At 74.4% G+C, this 7,635-nt stretch carries 6 protein-coding genes and 1 pseudogene; 6 read left to right on the forward strand and 1 reads right to left on the reverse strand.

Going from position 1 to position 7,635, the window contains the following annotated elements:
• From SSOG_RS35040 to SSOG_RS35065, 6 genes and pseudogenes are all read left to right on the forward strand, one after another.
• Window positions 1-254: hypothetical protein (locus SSOG_RS35040; RefSeq protein ID WP_063631611.1), on the forward strand; the 254-nt coding region annotated here is incomplete at its 5' end.
• A 42-nt stretch (window positions 255-296) separates the two neighbouring features.
• Entirely contained in the window at window positions 297-1,163 is an 867-nt protein-coding gene (locus tag SSOG_RS35045) for a TlyA family RNA methyltransferase (protein ID WP_009719007.1), read from the forward strand.
• Window positions 1,160-2,125 (forward strand): NAD kinase, encoded by a 966-nt coding sequence (locus tag SSOG_RS35050; RefSeq protein WP_009719008.1) that lies wholly within the window; start codon window positions 1,160-1,162, stop codon window positions 2,123-2,125. The genes SSOG_RS35045 and SSOG_RS35050 overlap by 4 nt, the downstream gene beginning before the upstream one ends.
• A gap of 229 nt (window positions 2,126-2,354) precedes the next feature.
• Window positions 2,355-4,105, forward strand: a pseudogene (gene recN / locus SSOG_RS35055) (DNA repair protein RecN).
• 320 nt (window positions 4,106-4,425) lie between these two features.
• Entirely contained in the window at window positions 4,426-5,559 is a 1,134-nt protein-coding gene (locus SSOG_RS35060) for a glycosyltransferase family 4 protein (RefSeq protein ID WP_009719010.1), read from the forward strand.
• Window positions 5,560-5,692: 133 nt separating this feature from the next.
• A complete protein-coding gene (locus SSOG_RS35065; protein ID WP_039939391.1) occupies window positions 5,693-6,868 on the forward strand; it encodes a glycoside hydrolase family 64 protein in 1,176 nt (391 codons plus the stop codon).
• Window positions 6,869-6,874: 6 nt separating this feature from the next.
• Here SSOG_RS35065 and SSOG_RS35070 read toward each other — a convergent pair.
• A partial coding sequence (locus SSOG_RS35070) for a helix-turn-helix domain-containing protein (protein ID WP_078510473.1) occupies window positions 6,875-7,635 on the reverse strand: 761 nt, incomplete at its 5' end.

Below are 7,635 nucleotides of genomic sequence, written 5' to 3' on the forward strand. Positions count from 1 at the left end.
CCGAGGGGGCGCCTGGGGAGACGCCCGGGGAGGCGCCGCCCGGGCCCGCCGATCCGGCTCCGCTCGGCGTCGGCCGTACGCCCACCGGCGTCCCCGACGTCGACGCCCGGCTCGACCGGCTGGCCGACGCGGACGACCTCCCGGTGAGCAGCCACCTGGAGGTGTACGAGGATGTGCACCAGGGCCTGCGCGACACGCTGACGGCACTCGACCGGCGGCCCGGTCCTCCGGCCCCGCCCGCCCCCTCCCCGTAACACCCCATACGGCCGACCCCAGGAGCTGAACCACCCGTGGCAGTGACCCGCCCACGACGCGTACGACTCGACGCGGAGCTGGTGCGCCGCAAGCTGGCCCGTTCGCGCGAGCACGCGAGCCAGCTGATCGCGGCGGGCCGTGTGACCGTCGGCGGGGCCACCGCGACCAAGGCGGCGACGCAGGTCGAGACCAGCGCCGCGGTCGTCGTGACCAAGGACGACAGCGATCCGGACTATGTCTCGCGCGGCGGCCACAAGCTCGCGGGCGCGCTGTACGCCTTCAGCGAGGAGTACCGCGAGGGGGCGGGGCGGACCACGGACCCCACCCCGGTCTCCGGTTCCGGGCTGACTGTCGCCGGCCGCCGGGCGCTGGACGCGGGCGCCTCCACCGGCGGTTTCACCGACGTCCTGCTGCGCGCGGGCGCCACCCATGTCGTCGCCGCGGACGTCGGCTATGGGCAACTTGCATGGTCTTTGCAAAGTGATGAACGCGTGACCGTCCTCGACCGTACGAACGTACGCGAGCTGACGCCGGAGCAGATGGGAGGCGAGCCCGTGGACCTTGTGGTCGGGGATCTCTCTTTCATTCCGCTCGGGCTGGTGTTGCCCGCCCTGGTGCGCTGCACCGCGCCCGACGCCGATCTGGTGCTGATGGTCAAGCCACAGTTCGAGGTCGGCAAGGAGCGGCTCGGCAGCGGTGGTGTCGTCCGCAGCGCCGAGCTGCGTGCCGAGGCGGTGCGGACGGTAGCTCATCAGGCGGCGGACCTGGGTCTTGGCGTGCTCGGCGTGACCGCCAGCCCGCTGCCGGGACCGTCGGGGAACGTCGAGTACTTTTTGTGGATGCGCGCCGGGGCGCCGGCACTGGACCCGGACGATGTTGACCGTGCAGTGGCGGAGGGGCCCAGTTGACCACTTCAGAACCAGCGGCGAAGGCGGAGTCGGCGGCGGAGACGGGGGACAAGCCGACGACCGAGGCGACAGCCGACCGTACCGTCTTCCTCCTTGCGCACACCGGCCGCCCGGCGGCCATCCGCAGCGCCGAACTCGTCGTCCAGGGGCTGGTGCGCAGCGGCATCGGCGTGCGGGTGCTCGCCGCCGAGGCCGCGGACCTGCCGCTGCCGCCCGAGGTCGAACTGGTCGACGCGGGCCGTGACGTGCTCGACGGCTGTGAACTGCTGGTGGTGCTCGGCGGGGACGGGACGCTGCTGCGCGGCGCCGAGTTCTCGCGCATCTCCGGTGTGCCCATGCTCGGCGTCAACCTGGGCCGGGTCGGCTTCCTGGCCGAGGCCGAGCGGGACGACCTGGACAAGGTCGTGGACCGGGTCGTGAGCCGCCAGTACGAGGTCGAGGAGCGCATGACCATCGATGTGCTCGTCCGCAACGACGGGCACATCGTGCACACCGACTGGGCGCTGAACGAGGCGTCGGTCGAGAAGGCGGCGCGCGAGCGGCTGCTGGAGGTCGTCACCGAGGTCGACGGCCGCCCGGTCTCCCGCTTCGGCGGCGACGGCGTGGTGTGCGCGACCCCGACCGGCTCGACGGCGTACGCCTTCTCGGCCGGTGGCCCGGTGGTGTGGCCCGAGGTCGAGGCGCTGCTGATGGTCCCGATCAGCGCGCACGCCCTGTTCGCGAAGCCGCTGGTGACGACGCCGGAGTCGGTGCTCGCGGTCGAGGTGCAGCCGCAGACCCCGCACGGGGTGCTGTGGTGCGACGGGCGGCGCACCGTGGAGCTGCCCGCCGGGGCGCGGGTGGAGGTGCGCAGGGGAGCGGTGCCGGTCCGGCTGGCCCGGCTGCACCACGCGTCGTTCACCGACCGGCTGGTGGCGAAGTTCGCGCTGCCGGTGGCGGGCTGGCGCGGGGCGCCGCACTAGCGCCGCGCCGTGCGTGAGCGGGCCGGTGAATACCGGCCCGCCTCCGATGCGGACGACCGTGCCGCAGCCGTCCGGCAGCGGCGGCATGGGGACACCCTTTCGAGGGGGTACGTCCGGTAGGCCCCCGGTGTTGGCGAGGGGGAGGTGACCGGGCAATCCCGCGTTCACCCTGGGTAGGCGTGGGGCCGTCCCCAGGGGTGGCCGTCGCGAGGTGGCCGGTAAACCTCGTATGGTCTTGCACGTGCTGGAGGAGATGCGGATACGTGCCCTGGGTGTCATCGACGATGCCGTGGTCGAGCTGTCACCCGGCTTCACCGCGGTAACCGGCGAGACCGGCGCGGGCAAGACCATGGTCGTCACCAGTCTCGGACTGCTGCTCGGCGGCCGCGCCGACGCCGCCCTGGTGCGGATCGGCGCCAAGGCGGCGGTCGTCGAGGGCCGGATCACGGTCGACGCCCGCTCGGCCGTCGCCGTACGGGCCGAGGAGGCGGGTGCCGAACTCGACGACGGGGCGCTGCTGATCAGTCGTACCCTCTCGGCCGAAGGGCGGTCCCGCGCTCATGTGGGCGGCCGGTCCGTGCCGGTGGGGCTGCTCGGCGAGCTGGCCGACGACCTGGTGGCCGTCCACGGCCAGACCGACCAGCAGGGCCTGATGCGGCCCGCCCGGCAGCGCAGGCACTCGACCGGTACGCGGGCGCCGCCGTCGTCGGGTCGCTGGAGAAGTACGCGGGCGCCTACCGGCGGCTGCGCGCCGTCGCCGCCGAACTGGACGAGCTGACCACCCGGGCGCGCGAGCGGGAGCAGGAGGCCGACCTGCTGCGCTTCGGTCTGGAGGAGGTCGCCGCCGCCGAGCCGCGGGCGGGCGAGGACGACGAACTCGCCGCCGAGGCCGAGCGGCTGGGCCACGCCGAGGCTCTCGCGTCCGCCGCCGCTCTCGCGCACGCCGCCCTCGCGGGCAACCCGGAGGACTTGGAGGCCGTGGACGCCGCCACCCTCGTCGGCGGTGCGCACCGCGCTCTGGAGGCGGTCCGCTCCCACGACCCCGCTCTCGCCGGGCTCGCCGACCGCATCGGCGAGGTGGGCATCCTGCTGTCCGACGTGGCCGGTGAACTGGCCGGGTACGCCGACGATCTGGACGCCGACCCGCTGCGGCTCGCCGCCGTCGAGGAGCGCCGCGCCGCGCTGGCCCAGCTGACCCGCAAGTACGGCGAGAACATCAGCGATGTGCTGACCTGGGCCGAACAGGGCGCCGCCCGGCTCGCCGAACTGGACGGCGACGACGACCGCATCGGCGAGCTGACCGCCGAACGCGACGCGCTCCGCGCCGACCTGGGCGGGCTGGCCCAGGCGCTCACCGACGCCCGTACGGAGGCCGCGGCGCGCTTCGCCGAGGCCGTCACCGAGGAGCTGGCCTCCCTCGCGATGCCGCACGCCCGGGTGACGTTCGCGATCCGGCAGACCGAGGCCGCGGACGAGGCGTCCGGCGTCGAGGTCGGCGGGCGCGCGGTGGCGTACGGTCCGCACGGCGCCGACGAGGTCGAGCTGCTGCTCGCCCCCCACCCCGGCGCCCCGCCCCGCCCCATCGCCAAGGGCGCCTCGGGCGGTGAGCTGTCCCGGGTGATGCTCGCGGTCGAGGTCGTCTTCGCGGGCTCCGACCCCGTACCGACGTATCTCTTCGACGAGGTGGACGCGGGCGTCGGCGGCAAGGCCGCGGTCGAGGTCGGCCGCCGGCTGGCCCGGCTCGCCCGCTCCGCCCAGGTGGTGGTCGTCACCCACCTGCCGCAGGTCGCCGCCTTCGCGGACCGGCACCTGGTGGTGGAGAAGACGAACGACGGGGCGGTGACGCGCAGCGGCGTGAAGGCCATGGAGGGCGAGGACCGGGTCCGGGAGCTGTCCCGGATGCTGGCGGGCCAGGAGGACTCGGAGCTGGCCCGGGCCCATGCGGAGGAGCTGCTGGAGGCGGCCCGCACGGGCCGCTGACCGGAGGCCCTTTCCCCACCCCGCCCCTTCCCGAACCGGGCGCCGCCCGGCCCCGCCGGGCTTCGCCCTCAGGGCCCAGGCCGGGTCCGGCTGTTGCCGGGCGTGGAGCTGCCGGATTCGGGGCGGGGCAGGGTGGGGAATGCCACGGAGTTCACCCATATGGGTGGTGCTGCGGACGTACGGGCGAGCGGTGGGCAGGCGTGGCATGGGAACGTTGCGGCGAGCGCACCGCGAAGGCTGGCATTCTTGGCGGAGCAAGCGCAGCGCAGCACCCGCACCTCCGACATCGCCCCAGGAGCTCCGCCCGAGTGAGCAGTACCGTGAGCAACACCCCGGTCCCGCCGCACGGGCAGCCGTCGCTGCACGCCGTTCAGGTGCTGGGCGAGGGCAGTTCGGGCAGCGGGGTGCATGTGCGGTCGCTGTCGGCCGGGCTGGTGGCGCGCGGGCTGCGGGTGACCGTGTGCGGGCCCTGGAGCGCCGAGCAGGGATACGGATTCACGGAGGCGGGCGCCCGGTTCGCGCCGCTCGACGGCCGCACGGACGCGGGGAGCATCGCGTCGATCCGTACGGCATCCGTCGGCGCGGGGCTGGTGCACGCGCACGGGCTGTGGCCCGGTCTGCTGGCCGCGCTCGCGCTGCGCGGCCGGGGCGTTCCGCTCGTCGTCACCTGGCACACCAAGCGGGAGGCCGAGGGGCCGCGGGGCCGCGTCGTACGGCTGATGGAGCGGCGGGTGGCCCGTGCCGCGTCGGTCGTGCTGGGCGTGTCCTCGGACCTGGTGGACCGGGCCCGTGACCGCGGGGCGCGCGACGCCCGGCTCGCGTCGGTCGCGGTGCCCGCGCCGCGCCCCGCGCCCGAGACGGGCGACGGTGCCCACCAGAAGGCGCGCGCGGAACTGGGTGCGGTGGAGCGGGCCCTGCTGCTCGCGGTCGGCCGTCTGGACGCCGCCACGGGCCACGGCCCGCTGCTGGACGCGGCGCGCCGCTGGCGCGCCCTGGACCCGCCGCCGCTGCTGGCGATCGCGGGGGAGGGGCCGGACCGTGCGGTGTTGCAGCGCCGGATCGACGCCGAGGGCCTCCCGGTGCGGCTGCTCGGCCGCCGGGACGACGTACCGGAGCTGCTGGCCGTCGCCGATGTCTGCGTGCTGTCCAGCCGCTGGGAGGCGCGTTCGCTGCTGGCCCAGGAGGCGCTGCACGCGGGGGTGCCGCTGGTCGCCACTGCGGTGGGCGGGGTGCCCGAACTGGTGGGGGACGCCGCCGAACTCGTCCCGTACGACGACCCGGACGCCCTGGCCGACGCCGTGATCCGGCTGCTGGACGACCCCGGGCGGTGCGCGGAGCTGACCGCGGCGGGGCGGGCGCGGACCGTGGAGTGGCCGACGGAGGACGACACGGTGGCCCATGTCCTCAGCGTCTACGACGAATTGGTGCAGACCTTTATGAGTGCAGGGGGTTGACGCCCCCGGTCGCCGATCGGCAGGGTGCTGCGCGGTGGACCGAGAGAGCGCTCTCTGACGGCGCGCGCCTTCCCTCGTGTCGCTTTTCCTGTCATGTCCCGGCAACCCCCACTACGCCGAGGAGTGCATTGTCATGATCACACGCAGAATGCTGCTGAGCGGGATCGCCGCCTCCGCCGCTGCCGCGGGCACCGGGCTCGCGCTCGGCGGCAGGGCGCAGGCCTCGACGAGTCAGGCCCTGACGAGTGCCGAAACGCTTCCCCTCACGGTCGCCAACAAGACCGGCCAGTTCGGCAATGCGTCGATATGGCTCTACATCGTCGGCAACGCCGACAACCAGCAGGTCCGCGTCACCCCCGACGGAAAGCTCGCCCCCGTCGCGCTCTCCGACAACGGCGCCGACGGCTTCGCCGACTACGCCATCCCGCTCGCCGGAAACGGCGACACCAAGCTGACGCTGCCCCGGATGTCCGGCCGGATCTATGTCGCGCTGGGCGCCAAGCTCAAGTTCAAGGTGGTGGCGGACGGGGCGGGCAAGGCCGCGCTCCAGTACCCGGCGGGCTGGGTGTCCGGCGACCCGAACTACCAGGTCATGCACGACTGCGCGGAGTTCACCTTCAACGCCTCCGGCATGTTCTGCAACACCACCATGGTCGACATGTTCAGCGTCCCGCTCGCCATCCGCCTCACCGGCGCCAAGGACCAGACGACCGGCACCCTCGAGGACGGCGCCCGCGCCAAGGTCTTCTCCGACCTCCGCGCGGTCGAGGCGTTCAAGCCGCTGGTCATCGGGGACGACCTGCGGGTCGTCGCGCCCGGCCACGGCCTGGGCGCGGGGCTGTTCCCGCAGGACTACTTCGCGTCCTACATCGACCGGGTCTGGGACACGTACGGCTCGAAGGACCTCAAGGTCACCACCAACGCGGGCACCTTCACCGGTCGCGTCAGCGGCGGCAGGCTCTCCTTCACCGGCCCCGCCACGGTCGCCTTCGACAAGCCGTCCACCAAGGACGTGCTGTTCTGCGACGGCGCCCTGGCCGCGCCCAACGACGGTACGACGGGGCCGGTCGCGGCCATTCTCGGCGCGGGCTTCAACCGCACCACGCTGCACGACACCGCCGCCCAGCCGACCACCGACCCGGCCGCGTTCTACGGGGAGCAGATCACCCACCACTACGCCAAGGCGATGCACGCGGCGACGGCCGACGGCAAGGCGTACGGCTTCGCCTTCGACGACGTGGCCGACTTCGCGTCGTACATCCAGGACACCGCCCCGACCGGCATCACCCTCACCCTGACCCCGTTCTAGGAGCCCTCACCGCACATGGCGGCGGGCCTGGAGAGCCACCCCCAGGGCGAGCACCGTCTGGGGGTCCTCCAGGTCGGTGCCGAGCAGCCGGGCGATCCGGGCCAGCCGGTCGTACAGCGTCTGGCGGTTGAGGTGCAGCGCGCGGGCCGTCTCCGCCTTGCGGCCCGCGTGCCGCAGATACACCTCCAGCGTCGGCACCAGCGGCGGACGCGCGTCGCGGTCATGGGCGAGCAGCGGGCCGATCACCCGGTCGACGAACGCGGCCAGGTCCCCGTGCTCCCGCAGTCGCCACAGCAACAGGTCGACATCCAGGCTGCGGACGTCGTACCAGTCCCGGTCCGCCAGCCCGTGCGCCGCGTGCGCCGCCTCCGCCGCGTGCCGCAACTCGCCGCCGACCGCGTCCCATCCGGCCGCGAGCCCGGCGATCACCACGGGCGGATGCGCCCCGGCGGGACGGTCGGGCCAGGCACGCTCCACCCCCGCCCGCAGTGCCGCCGCGACGCGCATCGCGACCGCGCCGCGGTCCGCCGCGCTCCGCAACCCGGCCAGCAGCGGCACCCGGCCCTCCGGCAGCCGTACGCCCAGCAGCACCGGCACGCCCACCGCCGCCAGCTCCTCGCGCAGCGCATGGGCCAACGCCGCCCAGCCCTCCGCGCCGCCGCCCCCGGCGGCCCCGACGGCTCCGCTCCCGGTCCCGCCCCCGCTCAGCGGATGCGGGTCCTCCGCGAGCCGCATCACCATCGGCAGCAGCGGGCCGTCCCCGGACG

Source organism: Streptomyces himastatinicus ATCC 53653, from assembly GCF_000158915.1.
Taxonomy (GTDB): Bacteria; Actinomycetota; Actinomycetes; order Streptomycetales; family Streptomycetaceae; genus Streptomyces; species Streptomyces himastatinicus.

What these genes read in the sequence shown, in the direction of transcription:
- SSOG_RS35065 (WP_039939391.1), top strand. Translation starts at nt 5,693, where the DNA reads ATGATCACACGCAGAATGCTGCTGAGCGGGATCGCCGCCTCCGCCGCT.